Origin of the sequence: Dactylosporangium fulvum (assembly GCF_025137375.1) — a bacterium.
In the GTDB taxonomy this organism is placed as follows: Bacteria; Actinomycetota; Actinomycetes; order Mycobacteriales; family Micromonosporaceae; genus Dactylosporangium; species Dactylosporangium fulvum.
This window is the reverse complement of the sequence record NZ_CP073720.1, coordinates 235228-251645: the sequence shown is the minus strand read 5'-3', so window position 1 is coordinate 251645 and position 16418 is coordinate 235228. Positions and strand designations below refer to the sequence as shown.

Genomic DNA, 16418 nt, shown 5'->3' with positions numbered 1-16418 from the left:
CAAGTCGGGCCTCCACAGGGTGACCACCACCGCTACACTTGCCCGCCGTGGGGCGTAGCGCCGCGTTTTTCGACCTGGACAAAACGGTGATCGCCAAGTCAAGCGCCTTGGCCTTCGGTCGACCGTTCTATCGTGACGGGCTGATCAGCCGGCGCGACGTCATCAAGGGTGCCTATGCGCAGCTGATCTTCCGCGTCGGCGGTGGCTCCGACGAGCAGAGCATGGCCAAGACCAGGGACTATCTGGCCGCTCTCGTCAAAGGCTGGCGCGCCGAGCAGGTCCGCCAGATCGTGCGCGAAACGCTGGACGAGCTCATCAACCCGTACATCTACGCCGAGGCCGCCGCGCTCATCGCGGAGCACCGGGCCGCCGGCCGTGACGTCGTGCTCGTGTCGACCTCCGGCGACGAGATGGTCCGACCTATCGGCGAGCTGCTGGGGATCAGCGACATCATCGCGACCCGAATGAACGTCGGCGAGGACGGCTGCTACACCGGCGAGATCGACTTCTACGCCGCGGGTCCCAACAAGGTGGTCGCGGTCAAGGAGCTGACCGCCGAGCGGGACTACGACCTGGCGGAGTCCTTCGCGTACTCCGACTCGGTGACCGATGCCGGGCTGCTCAGCCTGGTCGGGCATCCGACGGCGGTCAACCCCGACCGGGGCCTGCGCCGCATCGCCGTCGAGCGCGGCTGGCCGATGCTCGAGTTCCGCCACCCCATCCCGCTGAGCCGGCGGCTGCGTGAGCGGCCGGCCGTCCCGGTGGCCGCGGCCGCGATCGGTATCGGCGCCGCGCTGGCGATCGGGCTGGCGCTCTACGGCAAGCACCGCCGTGCCCGGCGGGCCGCTGCCGCTCTGGCCACCTGAGCCTCACCTGTCACATTCTCCGGGCCAGGGGTTCCGATCGTGGAGTCTGCGGCGTAGAAAAGAAATGCGAGGTCACGACGCTCACGCGAGCGACCTCGTGCACGGCCACCGGGCACCCACGAGCGACCAGCCGCGGTAGGCGCGTTGCAGCGGCTCTGTGAGGACCGCTGTTCAACGGACTTGGAGTGCACGCCTGGTAACCCGGTCGGACGTGTGTGTACGGCGCCTCCGGCAAACGAGGCGCCGTTCACTGTTTTCGGGGCACACGGGGACACTGTTGGCGATCTATCCTGTCGCCGCCATACCCCCACACCCCACCCCGGAGGCAGTTTTCATGAACACCGCAACGGACGTGCTGGCGGTCACCGAGATGAGTGACGGCATGTTCCTCGGCTACATCGCCGCGCTGGGCATCAGCGGCCTGTTGCTGCTCGCGCTGGCTGTGCAGCCGTTCCTCAAGACGTCGATCGGCCTGCGTGTCCTCAACGGCCTGTTCGGCGTCGGGTTCCTCGGCTACGCGTTCTACCTGTTCTTCATCTTCGACGGCGGGTCGGTGCAGATCTTCTTCTACGCCTTCGTCGCGCCGATCCTCCTGCTGGTCCAGACGATCCGGCAGGCGAAGGCGCAGAACGCGTAACCAGCACCAACTGCGTGGCGGCCACGGAAACTATCCCCGGTCCGTGGCCGCCTCGCAGACCTCGGTCAGTTCCTCAGCGGCCCGCTCGGCCGCCGCCGCGTAGTGACGCAGCCAGGAGCGGACCCCGTCGGGTGTACCGGTGGCGAAGGCATTGGCCGACCCGACGTACTCCGGCTCGCGGGCGCGGTGCCCGACGTCCATCGCGAGCAGTCCCCGCGGGTCGACCCCGCCGGCGATCAGCGTCAGGCGCCCGGCGGCGCGGGCCACCACCCCGTTCGGCCCCGCGAATGCCTTCAGGGCCAGCAACTCGGCATGTACGACCGCGGCTTGCAACAGAACCGGCACCGTGGTCCCGCCGGTGATCAGCTCGGCCAGCGCGGCCAGCCGGGACGCCGCCTGCGGGCCGACCGGACGGCCCAGCTCAGCGGCCGGCACCACGTCGCGGGCGACGAGGGTGTGCAGCTTGGCCAGCACCTGCCGGGGCGCGCGCGTCCAGGTGGCCGTCAGCCCGTCGAGTGCGGCCGTGGCGCGCAGCGCGCCGTGGACCACCGGGTCGGTGACCACGCCCGCCCGGACCCCCTCGAGGTCGAAGCCGTGCGTGTCGAGGGCGGCGCTGGCCACCGATGTGCGTAATGCCACCTCCGCGGCCACCGGGCCACCCGAACGACGCAGGGCCCGGTTGCGCATGGCAGAGTCGACGGTGGCTCGGGCCTGCTCGAAAGCGGGCGCGACGTCGGCAAGATCGAGCAATGGAGCGAGCGGATCACTTGGCACCACCAGACGGTATCGTGCCACTACTGTGAACAATGTTTAGAGAAACCCGGCGCTGCAGAGGAGCCGCTCGGCGCAGAAGCCTCGCTTCTTGCCACACCCCCCAACTAGCCTGCTTGCGAGAGCTGGACCACATCGAGGAGCCGTCACTGATGAGCGACACCTTGGAAAACCTTCTCAACGAGACGCGGCAGTTCCCGCCATCTGCCGAGTTCGCTGCCGCCGCCAACCTCACCGACAGCGCCTACGCCGAGGCCAAGGAGGACCGGCTGGCGTTCTGGGAGCAGCAGGCACAGCGGCTGAGCTGGGCCAAGGAGTGGGACCAGACACTTGACTGGTCCAACCCGCCGTTCGCCAAGTGGTTCGTGGGCGGCAAGCTCAACGTGGCGTACAACTGCCTCGACCGGCACGTCGAAGCCGGCCGCGGCGACAAGGTCGCCATCCACTGGGAGGGCGAGCCGGGCGACACCCGCACGATCACCTACGCCGATCTCCACCGCTCCGTCTGCCAGGCCGCCAACGCGCTGACCAGCCTCGGCGTCGTGACCGGCGACCGGGTGGCGATCTACCTGCCGATGATCCCCGAGGCCGCGATCGCCATGCTGGCCTGCGCCCGCATCGGCGCCACCCACAGCGTGGTCTTCGGCGGCTTCTCCGCCGACGCCCTGAGCGGCCGCATCAACGACGCCGACGCGAAGGTCGTCATCACCGCCGACGGCGGCTTCCGGCGCGGCAAGCCCAGCGGCCTCAAGGTGATCGTCGACGAGGCCCTGGCCAGGACGCCCAGCGTCGAAAAGGTCCTCGTGGTCCGCCGCACCGGCCAGGACGTCGAGTGGAAGGACGACCGCGACCTGTGGTGGCACGAGGTCGTCGAGACCGCTTCGGCCGAGCACACCGCCGAGGCGTTCGACGCCGAGCACCCGCTGTTCATCCTCTACACGTCGGGCACCACGGCGAAGCCGAAGGGCATCCTGCACACCACCGGCGGTTACCTGACCCAGGCCAGTTTCACGCACCACGCGGTGTTCGACCTCAAGCCGGACAGCGATGTGTACTGGTGCACCGCCGACATCGGCTGGGTGACCGGCCACAGCTACATCGTCTACGGCCCGCTGTCCAACGGCGCGACGCAGGTCATGTACGAGGGGACTCCCGACACGCCGCACCGCGGCCGGTTCTGGGAGCTCGTCCAGAAGTACAAGATCACGATTCTGTACACCGCGCCGACGGCGATCCGCACCTTCATGAAGTGGGGCGACGACATCCCCAAGCAGTTCGACCTGTCGTCGCTGCGCCTGCTCGGGTCGGTCGGCGAGCCGATCAACCCCGAGGCCTGGATGTGGTACCGCGAACACATCGGCGGCGAGCGCTGCCCGATCGTCGACACGTGGTGGCAGACCGAGACCGGCGCGATCATGATCTCCCCGCTCCCGGGCGTGACCGCGACCAAGCCCGGCAGCGCGATGCGCCCGCTGCCCGGCATCTCCGCCGACGTCGTTGACGACCAGGGCAACTCGGTGCCCGACGGCGGCGGCGGTTACCTCGTGCTCCGCGAGCCGTGGCCCTCGATGCTGCGCACGATCTGGGGCGACGACGAGCGGTTCAAGGAGACCTACTGGTCCCGGTTCCAGGGGATGTACTTCGCCGGCGACGGCGCCAAGAAGGACGCCGACGGCGACCTGTGGCTGCTGGGCCGGGTCGACGACGTCATGCTGGTGTCCGGGCACAACATCTCGACGACCGAGGTGGAGTCGGCGCTGGTCAGCCACCCGAAGGTCGCCGAGGCCGCGGTCGTGGGCGCGACCGACCCGACGACGGGCCAGGCGATCGTGGCCTTCACGATCCCGCGCGGCGGCGTCGACACCGACGGCGAGGCCGGCGAGGCTCTGATCCAGGAGCTGCGCAACCACGTCGCCAAGACCCTCGGCCCGATCGCGAAGCCGCGGCAGATCATGCTCGTGCCCGAGCTTCCGAAGACCCGCTCCGGCAAGATCATGCGCCGCCTGCTCCGCGACGTCGCCGAGAACCGCAGCCTGGGCGACGTGACCACGCTGCAGGACTCGACGGTGATGGACCTGATCTCGTCCGGCCTGAATTCGGGCAAGTCGGAGGACTGACCGCCCGCCCATGTTCGCCCGCCCTGGTCCGGCGTAGCCCGAACGCTACGCCGGGCCAGGGCGTCTTCGGCCTGGATGCGCCGCCGCCGGGCCACCGGCGGTCGGCCTGCGGTTCAGCGTGCTCGTCCCCGACCCGCCCGCCGCGTCGGGCCGCGCACGTTGCTGGGGATCTGCGCCCGTCTCGCGACGATGGCCCACACCGGCGGCCGTCGCGCACTGATCGAGGCGCGATTCTGGATCGGCCCATGGCGTTCGCCCCTCGAATCAGGGTTTGACGTTGGTCGATGTAGATGCGCCTTCGGTGGTCGAATAGACACGGATTGCTACTTGGCCCCATGGGCGCAGTGTCGGCGTTGACGGAATCACGATTCTGTCGCCATCGGCGGGCCGGCACTCCGGACGTCACAGTGCGTCACATATCGAGCGCGTGGCGAACCTCCACGATCTCAGGCGCGGCGTCCACCACGCTATGGATCATGGAGGCCAGGCCAAGTGAGGGGCGGCCCCCGGGACCGGGGCCGCCCCTCTGCACGCGTAGGTGGAGCTACGCGTAGATCTTGACCGGCGTATACGTCTGGCGCGGGAAGATCTGGCCGATCTCCGCGTCCGTCAGCCCGAACCGGCCCTGAGCGATCGAGCCGAACACGCTGAACATGTTGTTCATCTCGGGCACGTCACCGTTGGTGAGGGTGCCCAGGCCGTTCCAGGTGCCGAGGAGCTTGCTGGCGAGCTTTTTGCCCGACAGGACCACGACGCCGCCGCCGTGGCCGTGGTCGGTGCCGCCGCCGTTCTCCGCGACCCGCCGGCCGAACTCGCTCGAGACCATGACCGTGACGTTGGCGGAGAGGTCGGGGCCCAGGTCGTCGAAGAAGGCCGCCATGCCGGTGGCCAGCTCACCGAAGTGCCGGGCGACGTAGCCGCCGCGGGTGCCCTGGTTCTCGTGGGTGTCCCAGCCGCCCATGCCGATCGTGGCGATCCGCACGTTCGCGCCGCCCTTGATCAGCTGGGCGAGCTCCTTGAACGCGTTGCCCACGCCGGTGTAGCGCACGCCGTTCGCGGGCGTGTACCCCTCCTGGGCCAGCTTCGTGGCCAGGGTCAGCGCGTCGATGCCGGACCGCACCGGGCTCTCGATCGGGTGGTTGACGCCGGTGAACAGCGTCTTGATCGCGTCGACGGTCGGCTGCTTGAACTTGCCGTCGCCGTTGACGTTCAGCGCGCCGACGTTGCTCAGGGCCAGGGCGCCACCGCCGCCGACGAGCGAGCGGGGCAGGGTCGAGCCGATGCCGATCGCGCGGAACGCGGTGCCGGGGCCGAGCTTGTCGGCCAGATTGGTCAGCCAGCCCATGCCGCCGGTCTCGGCCGGCAGGCCGCCGAGCTGGCAGATGTCGGTCGCGGCGAAGTGGCTGCGGTCGAGGCGCCGGTCGCTCACCGCGGGGATGAAGGCGAGCTGGCCGGCGTCGAGGTACTTCTTGAGCGGCGCGAACGACTCGTTGAGCCCGAACCCGCGCTCCAGCGGGATCGAGGTGTTCTCCGGCAGAGTGAACGATGGCCGGACCCGCTGCAGGGTCGCGTCGTTCATCGGCGCGAACAGCGAGAGGGCGTCGGCACCGCCGTAGAGGAACACGTGGATCAGCGTGCCGGTCGGGGTGGCCGCGAACGACGCCTGCGTGGTGAGGAACTGGCTGGTGGCCAGGGCCGTGGTCGTGGCCGCCGCGCCGACGAAGAACCGGCGGCGGGTCACACCCTTGCCCTCTTCCTGCTCGTCCTCCTGGCGGGCGAGCTCGAGGTACTGGTCACGGACGCCCTTCTGCTCCTCCCGCACGGCCGTCGCCTCGGCGCGCAGCGCCGCTTCGAACCGGTTGGGTCCCAGCCGCAACAGGTCCGGGCATTCGGGGTGGAGCGAGTTCGAAGGACGCACTGTCTGCTTCTCCATGGTGTGCCGCCTACCGCAGGTAGTGGTGAGGGGTCGTGAAGAGGGCCCGGACGACGGCGGCGATCGCGCCGTTGAACGTGGCGTCCACCGGGGTCGAGGCGGTGACGTTCGGACCGGCGATCTTCAGGATCGCGGCCTTCCGGGTGTTGTCGAGCGTGACGTTGATCAGCTTCTTGCTCAGCGCGTCCAGGTACGCCCCCGCGGTGTTCGGCGGGCCGGCGACGATCGCCTCGGGCTTCTGCCAGGTGAACTGCCGGCGGTTGCCGACGACGGCGTTGTAGGCGTCGTTCCACTGGTTGACCATCGTCCCGGCGGAGGTCCAGGCGACGTAGACGTCGGGGTAGCCGTTGGGCGTCGGCAGCTCCATCGGCGCGTGGCCGAACTCCTCGAGCTTGCGCATGATGTCGCCGAGGCCCTGAACGAACGGGCTGACGTTCGTGTTGTTCGAGGTGAAACCGGCCGGGGCGTCGGGGTTGATGTCCAGGGCCCGGTAGGTGGCGGTGAGGTACTCGCCGGGGCGGCGGACCTTCTGCCCGACGGATGCCCAGAACTCGGTGCGGCTCAGCATCGTCATGAGCACGGCCGGGATGTTGCTCTTCTTGTCGATGTAGGTCTTGGCCATGGCGTCGACCAGCGTCTTCGGCGGCACGTCGGAGACGAAGCGGGTCGCGAGGTTCTGCGCCATGTACCGGGCGGTGTTCGGGTGCAGGGCGATGTACCGGAAGTACGCCTCCTGGACCGCCTCGCCGCCCTCGGCGGAGTTGTTGGCGTGGGAGAAGCCCATGATCTTCACCGGGCCGACGTAATGCTGCTCCGGCCGGTACACGTACTGGTTGTCGCGGATGCTGCGGCCGGTCTGCAGCATGGCCGCCTGCCGGACGTCGGTCTCGTTGTACCCGTTGAAGGCGCCGACGGTGTAGAGCTCGAGGTTCTCGCGGGCCAGGTTCTCGTTGATCCGGTCCTTGGTCGACGACTGCTGGTCGAGGTACCGCAGCAGCGCCGGGTGCTTGTTCGCCGCGAGGAACATGTCGACGTAGTTGCCCAGCGCGTACTTGCGGATGACGTCGCGCTCGAAGGCGGCCCGGACCAGCTCGTTGCCGTCGTGGAAGGCAGCAACGTGCAGGTAGTCGTTGAAGAAGTCGACCATCATCTCGAAGAGCTGGCGGTCGGAGAAGAGCTGCTTGGCGATGGCGTACCGCACGTTCTGGTCGTCGGCCTTGACGCCCTTCTTGTCGAGGTCCTCGCGCTGCGCCTTGAGCTGGTCGTACGTCATGTTCCAGGTGACCAGCTCCGCGTCGGCCTTCTGCTCGCCGCGGGTCAGCGGGATGGTCTCCGGCTTGAGCTGCTTGGCGATCCAGCCGTCGATGCCGAGCTTGTTGATGTCGTTGATCACCCGGCTGTTCGGCCCGAAGGTGAGCCGGCTGGCGAGGTGCCGCACCGGGTCCTTCTTCGGCAGCACCGTGTTGCCGACGACCACCGCGTTCTTGGCCGCGTCGGCCGGGGTGCCGAACGACGAGCCCGTGGTCGGGGTGTTCTTGCGGATGCCCAGGCCCGCCTGGCCGTTCATGAGGCTCTGGTTCTGGTCGACGTAGGCCGGGGCGGCGGTGTCGACGGGCAGCTCACCGTTGCTGGCGGCCGGCTGCGTGCCCTTGCCGAAGAACTGGGTGACGGCATAGGCGCCGCCGCCGATCAGCGCGGCCGCGCCACCGCCGATGGCGACCATCGCCGTCCGGCGGCGCCAGTTCGACGGCTCGTCGTCCTCGTAGTCCTCGTCGTCGTCGATGTCCGGCAGGCCTGCACCGCGGCCGCGGGACCTGGTGCCCGGGTCGTAGAAGTGCGGACCGGAGCCGCCACGGTCGGCGGGCATCGCGCCGTTGCCCCACTGGCCGGCGTAGCGGGAGTCGCCGTAACGCTGCGGGTGCCGCCCGAGTTGGCCGGTCTGGTCCTCGTAGCCGGACTCGTAGTACGGGTCCGTGTACGGGTCGTGGCTGCCGTCAGGGCCCTGTCTCGGGCGCCGCCTCGGCACGTCTCGCTCGTTCATCTACAAATCCCGATTCCGACGGTGTGGGGGCTCACGTGCGTCGATAGCGGAAGGTAGTAGCCGTCCAAACCATGAACAACCCACGTCTGAAGCGCCCTGACCAGGACTTAAGACGTCTCGCGGTAACCCAAGGTCACGATTGCCCGCACGAGGTCCGGCATCCCCGAGGTGAACTGCGGAAACAGGGCTTCTCGAGCGGTAAACAACAGCCCGTTCCGCAGGCATCAGCACAGATACATTTAAGCTGCGGCACAGCCGGAAAAATCGCTGGTCGCGAGGCACGGCACGGGTCGTACCGGCGAAGAATCAGGCGAAAAGTTCGTCAAGTCGGATGTCGTGGTACTTGTCGGCCAGACACGGCGGCCCCGCGGCGATCGACATGCGGCGCTCATCCAGGTCGAGCAGCACCGCATACAGCGACTCCGTTCGATCGACCTCACTCGACGCGTCGATGTCGTGCCGGCAGATCGACTGCGGATACCCGCCATGATCGGCGAGCACGGCCTGGATCCGCGACTCGTCGAGCAGGCCGTCGCCGAGCAGCCGGCGCGACCGTGCGCCACGGAAGAACGACGCGCTGCCGATACCGCGAAGGGTGTCGAACAGCGGCAGCGGCGCTTCGAAGTGGTTGGCGTGCGTGATCACGCCGTCGACCGGGTTCAGGAACCCGACGTCGCCGGGCGCGACCTCCATGTCGAGCACCTCACCCGGGATGCCGCCGCCGAACGCCTGACCGACCAGCAGATTGATGCTGCAGCCACGCGGCGTCGCACACGCCGCCGCGATCGCCGTGCCGAGCACGCGCGTCTCGAGGACCGCGCGCAGCAACACGTGGTACGGCACCCCGCCCGAACGGCCGTCACGGTCCGTGCCCAGCAGGTTGACGCAGACGCCGAGGCCCGCGTCGTTGAGACCGGCCTTGGCGAGCATGCCGGCCTCGGTCAGCGCGAGCACCTGCGATCCGTGCTCGTCACGGGTGGCGAGCAGCAGGGCATACGGCCGTTGCGCCGGATGCCAGTCCCAGTTCTGCGCGAGCAGCGTATGCCCGCTCGCCGTCCGCGTGTCGAGCACACCGATCGCCGTGCACTCCGTCGCGGCGTTGTTCCCGGCGTACAGCAACTCGGAACGGCCGTTGAGCGCGTAGATCTCGGCGACGTCCACGCCAGAGCCCTCGGCCACGCCGTCGAGCATCTGGGCCACCCGCGGCGCGTGGCGGTGGGAGGCGTCGCGGAACAGCGAGCCGAACCGCCGGGCCGACGCCTCGTCGATGCCGGCATCCGAGGCGAACCGCGCCATGTAGTTCACGGTGTTGGCCGCGATCAGGTCGGCGGCCGACCTACCGTATGCGATCCCGCACTCACCAGGCGTACCCTCGACGGTGACGAGCGGCAACGACAGGTCCATGCCGAGAACGCTAAGCGTTACCACGCCCTGCGCGCGACCCTCGACAACACGGATCACAGCCACCCACCTGGCAGGAAAACGAGCCCGCTGGCCCTACGCTGAGCGACATGAACCCCTCCGTTGACGACACGTGCGTCATGCTCGACGGCCCATGGTCGCACCGTTTCGTGAGCGCCAACGGCACCAGGTTCCACGTCGTGGAGGCCGGCACCGGACCGTTGGTGTTGTTCCTGCACGGCTTCCCCGAGTTCTGGTACGCGTGGCACCACCAGCTGACCGCCGTGGCCGACGCCGGGTTCCGCGCGGTCGCGATCGACCTGCGCGGATACGGCGCGAGCGACAAGCCACCGCGTGGTTACGACGGGTACACGATGGCCGGCGACGTGGCCGGCCTGATCCGCGCCCTCGGCGAGCGCAGCGCCTACCTCGTCGGCACCGGATACGGCGGAATGATCGCCTGGGCGACCGCCGCGTTCCACCCGAAGCTGGTCCGGCGGCTCGTTGTCCTCGGCGCCGCCCACCCGCTACGGCTGCGGGCCGCGCTCGCCACCGACCCGCGCGGGCAACTCGCCGCCGCGAAGCCCGTGCTGAAGTTCCAGGTGCCGCGCTTCGAGCACATCCTGACCCGGGACAACGCGGCACTCGTCGGCGACTACCTGGAGCGGTGGGGGGCACCCGCCTGGGTCGGCAGTGCCGACTTCCGCGCGTACGAGCAATGCTGCCGCGAAGCGATGCGGATCCCGCAGGCGGCGTTCTGCGCGCTGGAGACCTACCGCTGGGCGGTGCGGTCGGCGCTGCGACTGCAGGGGTATCGCTTCGTGAAGCAGCTGCAACGGCCGGTCACCGCGCCGACCCTGCAACTGCACGGTGCACTCGATCCGGCGGTACTGCCACGCACCGCACAGGGATCCGGGCGTTACGTGCTGGCCGAGTACGAGTGGCGCCTGCTGCCCAACGCGTCACACTTCCTGCACCTCGAGCAGCCCGAACTGGTCACCGGCGAGATCCTGCGCTGGGTGAAGGGCGGCTAAACCCGATACTCACGCAGCTCGGAGACCTCGGCCTTGGGCGCCCAGCCCTGATACACGCCGTAGTCGAACTCCTCCAGGCCGAGCTCGGCGGCGACGGGCGCCCGCCCGCCCGTGTACTCGACCCGCACCCACCCGTCGTGCTCGCCCAGCACGATGAACGGCTGCCCGCGCCAGAAGCACGTGGTCCGCACATAGGCCAGGTCGTCGACCTCGGTCAGGGACACGATGCGGCGGTACCGGCCGGGCCGCACCTCGTCGAACCCGTCGCCCGGATCCGGACGGTACAGCCGGACGTCGTCGCCGTCGGGGCTCGCCTCGTACTCCGCACCGCGCCACCGAGCCGCGTAACCGTCACGGATCACAGCGCACCGGTCTTCCGCCAGTTCGGGCCGTCGGCGTCGAGCCGCGCGATGAGCTCCTGCCGGCCGTCCCGCCGCAGCCGCCACAGCTCGGCGTCGTGCGGCAGCCGCGCGCTGTCCACCTTGAACTCGGCGATGACGTCGCTGGTCTCGCTCGGCGCGAACCCGTTGCCGCGGAACGGCGAGCGCTCGATCACCCAGCCCTGCATGGCACGCATCGCCTCGGGGGACGAGCCGCCGTACGGAATCCGGTAGAGGTTGCCGCGGTAGGCGATCCACCGCAGCACATATACCTCGTCGGCGTCCGGCTTGAACGACGATCCGGCGTAGCCGAGGCCGAGCGCGTTGTACAGGTGCTCGGGCGTCTCCAGATGGGCGACCTCGCTGGCCCGGTGGACGAAGCCGGAGACGCGGTCGTAGTTGCGCTCCAGGTAGTACGACAGCTGCTCGGGCGAAATGGGCTTCTGCATCACCAGCTGGTCGCTGGACGCAGGCGGCTCGAACGCGGGCCGCGGCTGGCTGGCCTCGGTCGGTTTCGGTGCGACGGGCTGCTCGTCCGGCTCGTCGACGCCGAGACCCATCTCGGCAGCCCACGTGGCCAGTTGTATGACCTCCGCGCCCGGCAGCACGGCACCGGCCGGCGACTCCGGGTTGATCGCGAACGCGAGCTGGTCGCCTGGCGGCCAGTGGCGGATCAGCCGGGTGAACTTGATCCAGCTGCCCGGCATGTCCGGCCCGAACCGGTCGGCCATGCGCTCCTGCGATGAGAAGACGACGAGGTGCGGCACGCCGTTCATGTGCTCGGTCCGCCAACTGGCCGGATCGACCGGCCCTTCACCGGTCCACAGCGGCACGATCACCTTGGCCAGCAGCAGCGTCGACAGGAACCGGTCGGTGCTGTTGGCCTGGACGGCGTCGTAGAGGTCCTGCTCGACGCTGTTGGCCGGGTGGAAGTCCGGCACCGGCTGGGAGCTTCTGACCGGCGGCGCTGCGACCGGCCGATCCTCCCAATCCTCGACCGCAGGCTCCGGCGTCGTCGGGACAACGACCTCGACGTCGGCAATCTCCGGCTCGTACACGGTCTCGGGCGTGTACGACCACGAGTAGGCCGGCTCCTCGGCCTGCAGCTGCGCCCGCTCGGCCGCCCCGGCCTCGAAGAACGACCGCAGCTCGGGCGACGGCTCGGGCTCGTCCGGGTCCTTGGCCGCTGTGGTTTCCGCGGCGGCGGGCGGCTCGGCGAAGGCGTCGAGTCCCGACGTGAAGGGCGTGTAAACCGGCCGTTCGGCGACCGGCTGCCGCTCCGGGTACCCGACCGGCTCGGTGGGCCCGTCGATCAGGTCGGGGGCCCGCTCGACGCGCGACTCGAAGAACGACGACGAGGACTGGCTCTCGAAGGCCGGCTCGGCGGGCGGCTCGGCGCGGGTCTCGACGGCAGGCTCGGTGCGCGGCTCGATTCGTGCCTCGTAGATCACCTCGGACGGTGCCGTGAACGGCGACTCCGTCCGGGGTGCTTCGACCGGCTCGAAGAATGAGCGCGACTCGAATGCCCGCTCCGCGGGCGCCCGGTCGGCGGCCTCGACAAACGGCTCGACCGTGGGCTCGGCAGGTGCAAAATCGGGCGTATCGGCGAAGAACGGATGCTGGTCCAGGTCTGTGTTCCGCCCGAAGCCCGCAGCCCGGGCCTTGGCCGCCACCTCCCCGAACGGCGACGCTCCTTGCGCGTTGTCGACCTCGGGAAGCTCGGCGTCGAGCCGGCTGAACCCGGGCCGGTCGAACACCGGCCGGTCGAACGGCAACGGCTCCGCCGGCGGCGGGCCGGCCTCTTCAGCGACCGGGAATACGGCAGCCTCATCGGCCGCCCGCGATCCGCCCGGCTCCACACCGGCACGGAACACGCTGAGCTCCTCAGCCGGCTGGAAGGGCTCCGCGATGGGCCGGAAGGCGCTGGGCTCCTCGGCGGGCCGGAAGGGCGCAGGCTCCTCAACCGGCCGGAAGGGCTCCTCGGCGGGCCGGAACGCGCTGGACTCCTCAGCCAGCCGGAAGGGCTCCGCGATGGGCCGGAAGGCGCTGGGCTCCTCGGCAGGCCGGAAGGGCGCAGGCTCCTCAACCAGCCGGAAGGGCTCCTCGGCGGGCCGGAAGGGCTCCTCGGCGGGCCGGAAGGGCTCCTCGGCGGGCCGGAAGGGCTCCTCGGCGGGCCGGAAGGCAGGCTCGCCGGCGGGTTCGCCGCCAGCGGGCCGCACCGCCGCCAGCCCCGGGCTCCCAGGGCGCACATCGCCGGGCCCGTCCCAACCCGAACTGATCGGCTGCGTCTGCTCACTGCTGGGCCGCCTCGGCAGCGGGCCGGCCTCGGGCCGGTACGCACGCGGCTCCTCCACCGGCTGCTCGCCCCACCCGGCCAGCGACTCCCCGGCCGGCGGCCGGGCAGCGGCCGCGCCGAAGAACCCGCCCGCAGGAGACGTGGGCTGCGCGTCGTCCAGGGCACCCGACGGACGCGACGGCAACGTCCCGCCGACGCCGAACGACGGCTGTGGCGCCTGCGGCTGGCGGGTCGGCAGCGGCGGACCGGTCGGGCCCGGCAGGTTCGGCGGCGGCTGCCAGGCAGCCGGGATCACCGGATCGGCGTGCTCGGTGAACACCTCGCCGAGGCTCCGCGACGGATCCCGGCGCGGCCAGTGCCGCCGAGGGTCACCGTTCGCCTCGTCAGGCACGGGACCGGCGGCGCCGGAGCCCGGCGCCCACGACGGCGGGCCGGAACCCGGAGCCGGCTCGGCAGGCCGCCCGGCGCCGTTGGACGCCGGGCGCCTGGGCAGGTCGGACCGGCCCTGGCCACGGTCGACATCGGAGAAGAGCTCGCGCTCGTTCGGCACGTCGAACGCCTTGCGGTCGTCCTCGTCGAACAGCCCGCGCCGCGGGAACGCCGCCCGCCCGCGAGCCGCGCCCGGCGTGGGACCACCTGACACGGGACCACCCGGCGTGGGGCCGCCCGACACGGGACCACCAGGCGTGGGACCACCTGACACGGGACCACCAGGCGTGGGGCCGCCCGACACGGGACCACCCGGCGTAGGACCACCCGACACAGGACCACCAGCACCGCCGAAAGCACCAAAACCCCCGGAAGGCGGCGAAACCGGCGCTTCTGGCCGAGCGCCCATCGTGCGCTCGAAGTTCACCGGACGATCGGCCCGCGTCGGGTGGAAGGCTCTGGGAGGTGCTACGTCCGGCGGTGGGACCTCACGCCGCGGCGCGAACGAGGACGGCGGCTGACCGGCCTGGTCGGAACGCATCCGCTGGCGCTCGATCGGGGTCGGGGCGGGCTGGTTGGGCACGGACCGCATCGGAACCTGCGCCACCGCCCGGGTCCGGGAACTGGCCTGCTCCATGCGGGCCCGCGCACCGAGTGTGCGACCGGGAAGGCGGACGTCGCCGCGGCTGATCTGGGTCACGAACCAGCTGGGCAGGTAGCCCTCGATCGGCAGGCCGGGATTGACCGCCAGCCACCAATCGACGTTGGGCCAGATGCCGGCCAGGTCACGGAACGGCACCCGGCGGTGGGTGCCCGGATGCCCGGCCAGGCACTCGTGCAGCGCGGCGGGCGAGGTGAAGGCCAGCACATGGGTGCGGCCATCGGTGGTCCAGGTGCCCCAGCCGCCGTCGCCGCTGGACTGGGCGTCGGGCGCGATCGGCAGCAGGACGTCCGTGCGCGCCAGGATGCGGAAATACTGCTCCTGATCGTTTGCACGCAGGGCATCACGCATGGCGGTCTCGGCCTCAGTGGCCGGCTCCCACTCGGTCACGGCCACCCCCTCTGTCGGGCTCGAAACCGCCGCGTCGCCGAAACCTAACCTATACGGCCACGGCAATTCGAGGGGTGGCGACGCGAGCAAGCGCTCCAGCCAGCATAGCGATCGAAGCCGGAGCGATCACAGGGCTGTCCCATTCACGGCACCCGTCGGCGTCGGCACGACGGGCACCCCCATCGATGGACGAGCACCTAGCATGTGGACCATGCCACGCCGTGCCCGATTGTCCGGTTCGGCGATCCTGCTGGCCCTGGCCGGCTGCCTCGCGCCCCTGCCGGCTGCGGCGCACGCTCCGCCGGCCTGCTCTGGCCCGCTCCGCCCGCCACAACCGGCGCCCACCGGCACACCTTGGCCCCAGCAGCGGTACGACCAGCGCCGCCTGGCCCCGCTCGCCGACGGCCACGGCGTGATCGTCGCGGTGATCGACTCCGGCGTCGACGCGCGGCACCCGCAGCTGCGCGGCGCGGTCCAGTCCGGCACCGACCAGCTCGACGGCGGCGGCTCCGTCCTGGACTGCGTCGGCCACGGCACAGGTGTCGCCGGCATCATCGCCGCGCGCCCGGCCGGCGGGGTGACGTTCCGCGGCCTGGCACCCGCCGCGACGATCCTGGCGCTGCGCGTAAGCGAGCTGATCGAACTGGAGGACGGCACGACGGCGGGCCGGCGCGGCACCGCCGCCGGGCTGGCCGCGGCGATCCGGGACGCGGTCGGCCGCGGCGCAAAGGTGATCAACCTGTCGCTGGTCTCCTACCGCGACGAGCCCGAGGTCCGCGAGGCGGTGCGGTTCGCGATCTCCCGCGACGTCGTCCTCGTCGCGGCGGCCGGCAACCGGTTCGAGGAGGGCAACCCGACGCCGTACCCCGCCGCGTACGACGGGGTCGTCGGCGTCGGCGCGATCGATCCGGACGGCCGGCGCGTGCCGAGCTCGCAGACCGGCCCGCACGTCGACCTGGTCGCCCCCGGCGCACAGATCGTGACCACTGCGACACCGCAGGGCCTGACGGTGGCCGACGGGACCAGCTTCGCGGTGCCGTTCGTCGCCGCGACGGCGGCCCTCCTGCGCCAGTACCGCCCCGAGTTGTCCGCGGCCGAGGTCGCGGCCCAGCTGACCGCGACCGCCGACGGCGGCTCGGCCGGCCCGGGCTACGGCAAGGGCGTGCTGAACCCGTACCGCGCGCTGACGGAACGCGTCGGCGCCTCCCCGAAGCCGGCCGGCCCGGCGCAGGCGCCGGCGCGGGACGACGCGGCCGTCGCCGCACGGGCCGCGGCCGAGCACCGGACCCTGCTCCTGGGCGGCGCCGGCCTGGCCCTGGTGTCACTGCTGGCGCTGGCCGTGATCGTGCTGCCGCGGGGCCGCCGCCGGGCCTGGCGGCCCGGCGTGCGCGACCGGGCCGCCCCGACCTCCGGCCCTCCCCCCGTCCCGCCGCGTTGATCTTGCAGTTGCGGTGCCGAGACA

At 70.7% G+C, this 16418-nt stretch carries 11 protein-coding genes; 5 read left to right on the top strand and 6 right to left on the bottom strand.

Going from position 1 to position 16418, the window contains the following annotated elements:
* The first annotated feature begins 38 nt into the window (after positions 1-38).
* On the top strand, positions 39-866 hold the full coding sequence (locus tag Dfulv_RS01180) for an HAD family hydrolase (RefSeq protein ID WP_259860733.1): 828 nt from the start codon (positions 39-41) through the stop codon (positions 864-866).
* 334 nt (positions 867-1200) lie between these two features.
* Complete coding sequence (locus Dfulv_RS01175) at positions 1201-1503, top strand: hypothetical protein (protein ID WP_259860732.1); 303 nt, start codon at positions 1201-1203, stop codon at positions 1501-1503.
* A gap of 30 nt (positions 1504-1533) precedes the next feature.
* Here the strand turns inward: Dfulv_RS01175 and Dfulv_RS01170 are convergent, their stop codons facing one another.
* Entirely contained in the window at positions 1534-2277 is a 744-nt protein-coding gene (locus Dfulv_RS01170) for a Fic family protein (RefSeq protein WP_259860731.1), read from the bottom strand.
* A 149-nt stretch (positions 2278-2426) separates the two neighbouring features.
* Between Dfulv_RS01170 and acs the strand changes: the two genes are divergently transcribed.
* Entirely contained in the window at positions 2427-4391 is a 1965-nt protein-coding gene (gene acs / locus Dfulv_RS01165; RefSeq protein ID WP_259860730.1) for an acetate--CoA ligase, read from the top strand.
* Between the two features lie 544 nt (positions 4392-4935).
* On the opposite strand, the gene Dfulv_RS01160 is transcribed toward acs, so the two are convergent.
* The 3 genes from Dfulv_RS01160 to Dfulv_RS01150 form a co-directional block, all read right to left on the bottom strand.
* Positions 4936-6324 (bottom strand): DUF1501 domain-containing protein, encoded by a 1389-nt coding sequence (locus Dfulv_RS01160; RefSeq protein ID WP_259860729.1) that lies wholly within the window; start codon positions 6322-6324, stop codon positions 4936-4938.
* A 10-nt stretch (positions 6325-6334) separates the two neighbouring features.
* Positions 6335-8365, bottom strand: a complete 2031-nt coding sequence (locus tag Dfulv_RS01155; protein WP_259860728.1) for a DUF1800 domain-containing protein — start codon at positions 8363-8365, stop codon at positions 6335-6337.
* A gap of 306 nt (positions 8366-8671) precedes the next feature.
* Positions 8672-9769 (bottom strand): C45 family autoproteolytic acyltransferase/hydolase, encoded by a 1098-nt coding sequence (locus Dfulv_RS01150; RefSeq protein WP_259860727.1) that lies wholly within the window; start codon positions 9767-9769, stop codon positions 8672-8674.
* A 107-nt stretch (positions 9770-9876) separates the two neighbouring features.
* Here Dfulv_RS01150 and Dfulv_RS01145 point away from each other — a divergent pair, with 107 nt between their 5' ends.
* A complete protein-coding gene (locus Dfulv_RS01145) occupies positions 9877-10800 on the top strand; it encodes an alpha/beta fold hydrolase (RefSeq protein ID WP_259860726.1) in 924 nt (307 codons plus the stop codon).
* On the opposite strand, the gene Dfulv_RS01140 is transcribed toward Dfulv_RS01145, so the two are convergent.
* Together Dfulv_RS01140 and Dfulv_RS01135 are read right to left on the bottom strand one after the other, a co-directional pair.
* Positions 10797-11162 (bottom strand): hypothetical protein, encoded by a 366-nt coding sequence (locus Dfulv_RS01140; RefSeq protein WP_259860725.1) that lies wholly within the window; start codon positions 11160-11162, stop codon positions 10797-10799. The two genes, Dfulv_RS01145 and Dfulv_RS01140, sit on opposite strands and share 4 nt — an antisense overlap.
* Positions 11159-14956, bottom strand: a complete 3798-nt coding sequence (locus Dfulv_RS01135) for an SseB family protein (protein ID WP_259860724.1) — start codon at positions 14954-14956, stop codon at positions 11159-11161. Before Dfulv_RS01135 ends, Dfulv_RS01140 begins: the two co-directional genes overlap by 4 nt.
* Before the next feature lie 211 nt (positions 14957-15167).
* Between Dfulv_RS01135 and mycP the strand changes: the two genes are divergently transcribed.
* Positions 15168-16394 (top strand): type VII secretion-associated serine protease mycosin, encoded by a 1227-nt coding sequence (gene mycP / locus Dfulv_RS01130; RefSeq protein WP_259860723.1) that lies wholly within the window; start codon positions 15168-15170, stop codon positions 16392-16394.
* Positions 16395-16418 lie beyond the last annotated feature (24 nt).